Here is a 1919-nt window from a genome sequence, read left to right as displayed (position 1 = left end):
TCCAGGAACCCCATATGCGTTACCAGAAAAAGATCATCTTCAGGCGTAATCCAGGAGTCCAGGGCATGAACGCCGTCAGCCGGTCCACGGAAGGAGAAGCCTTTCTTAGGCATGTGCATACCCGGTCGTTTCATCAGCTTACTCCGGCGGGGTCGGCGCATCAGGGAGGGTCCTTTGAGCTTCCTCAGTGCTGCCTTCCAAAAAATTGATTGGCTTTCGGCGCGTCCGGTTCACGGCGACGTCAAAAATATCGAATCGGTTGTAACCGGCAACGACGTCGTGGAACCGTTTCGGTTCAACACACTCGTCAAGATCGATATAGGCATAACCGATACCTTCATCGATCATTTCATCACCAATTGGAGCTCCAGTCGGCCCAAGGAAAAAGCTACTAGCCCGCGGACTGGCATCTATGATCGCTTCGATGGCAGGATCATCCAAAGCAATGGATTTGCGTGCACCTTCATCCAGGCGCCCGGCCACAACTATCCCGAAGCACTTCGCCTCGAAGCAATGCGCTGACGCACGGATGCGGTTGGCTGCTCGGTTGTCGTAGTTGTCGCTCTCTGTGGGAACGCGAGTTGGCCAGATCGGCGGATAGCTGCTTATGTGAACTTGCTCGCTCTGCGTCATAAGACTGTAGCGCGCTAGCGGATTTGTATTTTCCCCGCAAATCAGACCGCCGATGCGACCAATTCTCGTATTGGCGACCACCAAACCTGCGCCATCTCCCGGATCCCAAACGAGCTTTTCAAAGAAGGTTGCTACCAGCTTTCGATGGTGGATCAGTATCTCGCCGGTATCGGAAATCAAGACGTTGCTATTCCATAACCCTCCGACACTCGCCGGGTTGCGCTCGGAGAAACCGATTGAAACGAAGACTCGGTGATCCGACGCTGCTTTTCGCACACGCTCAATCTCAGGACCATCCACGTACACCGAACCATTCAAGAAGCGCTTGAAATGTTCGTGGGATTGAATCGGTGGGTAAAGTGCCGCCCAGACTGGGAAACCGGGAAGAAAGCTCTCCGAAAATACCACGAGCGATGCGCCGTTGCGGGCCGCCTCTGCGATCACCGAGGAAGCTTTGCTCGCGCTTGCCATTGGATCGAGGTAAACGGGGGCAATATGGGCAGCCGCCGCCTTGAAATTCACGTTTCCCATCGACATTCCTTTACAGATCAATGCTCGCCATTCGCCATCTCGACTAGTTCGGAAAGACAGGTTCAATATTGCCGTTTTGCCGTTAGACCGATTTCAATGCGTGCTCCCAAAGGCAGGCTGGCACAACCGATTGTCGTTCGCGCCGGGTAGGGCGATGAAAAACGTGTCGCATAAATTCGGTTCATCTGGCCAAAGTCGCCCATGTCGGTGAGATAGACGTTGACGGATACGACATCGTCTGACCCCAACCCGGCTGCCTCGAGAACCTGAAACAGATTATCGAAACACTGGCGTGTTTGATCGGCGACATTTCCGTCAACAAGTTTGCCAGTGCTGGGGTCAAGCGGCGTCTGGCCGGAGCAGAACAGCAAGTCGCCGGCCCATGTCGCGTGCGAATACGGTCCCACGGCCGCAGCGTTCGAAGCATTCACAGTTTCTCTCGACATGCTTACTCCCAAGGTAGGTTCAAGGAGCGGGACCTGCTGCTGATCAGCCTGTCCGCAGAAAAGTTTGCTTGACTGCTACACTACACGTCCAGCTGCACAGCGCGTCTGAAGCTAGCAGAACGAATTTGCGCGCCAACCCGAATAGGATGCACTACCCTGTGCAAAAATAGACGGGGGTAGTATGGCGACTGCAATTGATCATCTTGATTGGGACGATCTCAAGCTCTTCCTCATCGTTGTCAGGTGTAAGAGCGTAACCGGCGCCGCTCGAGAACTGAGAGTAAGCCACTCCACCGTTTCGCGCCGACT

At 54.5% G+C, this 1919-nt stretch carries 3 protein-coding genes and 1 pseudogene; 1 reads left to right on the top strand and 3 read right to left on the bottom strand.

Going from position 1 to position 1919, the window contains the following annotated elements; all coding sequences use genetic code 11:
* The 3 genes and pseudogenes from A3AY_RS40930 to A3AY_RS0130125 form a co-directional block, all read right to left on the bottom strand.
* Positions 1-134 (bottom strand): annotated as a pseudogene (locus tag A3AY_RS40930) (molybdopterin-dependent oxidoreductase); the annotation flags it as partial.
* 4 nt (positions 135-138) lie between these two features.
* Positions 139-1164 carry a carbon-nitrogen hydrolase family protein gene (locus tag A3AY_RS0130130; RefSeq protein ID WP_018329393.1) on the bottom strand — a complete coding sequence of 342 codons (1026 nt, stop codon included), beginning with the start codon at positions 1162-1164 and terminating at the stop codon, positions 139-141.
* A gap of 62 nt (positions 1165-1226) precedes the next feature.
* Positions 1227-1610 (bottom strand): RidA family protein, encoded by a 384-nt coding sequence (locus A3AY_RS0130125; RefSeq protein ID WP_018329392.1) that lies wholly within the window; start codon positions 1608-1610, stop codon positions 1227-1229.
* Between the two features lie 181 nt (positions 1611-1791).
* On the opposite strand from A3AY_RS0130125, the gene A3AY_RS38415 reads away from it, so the two are divergent.
* Positions 1792-1919: helix-turn-helix domain-containing protein (locus A3AY_RS38415; RefSeq protein ID WP_154663351.1), on the top strand; the 128-nt coding region annotated here is incomplete at its 3' end.

The sequence above is a fragment of the Rhizobium giardinii bv. giardinii H152 genome (genome assembly GCF_000379605.1).
GTDB lineage: Bacteria > Pseudomonadota > Alphaproteobacteria > Rhizobiales > Rhizobiaceae > Pararhizobium > Pararhizobium giardinii.
This window is presented reverse-complemented; position numbering and strand designations above follow the sequence as displayed.

Excerpts from the sequence above, each read along its gene's own strand:
- A3AY_RS0130125 (WP_018329392.1), bottom strand. The coding sequence starts at position 1,610 with ATGTCGAGAGAAACTGTGAATGCTTCGAACGCTGCGGCCGTGGGACCG.
- A3AY_RS0130130 (WP_018329393.1), bottom strand. The coding sequence starts at position 1,164 with ATGGGAAACGTGAATTTCAAGGCGGCGGCTGCCCATATTGCCCCCGTT.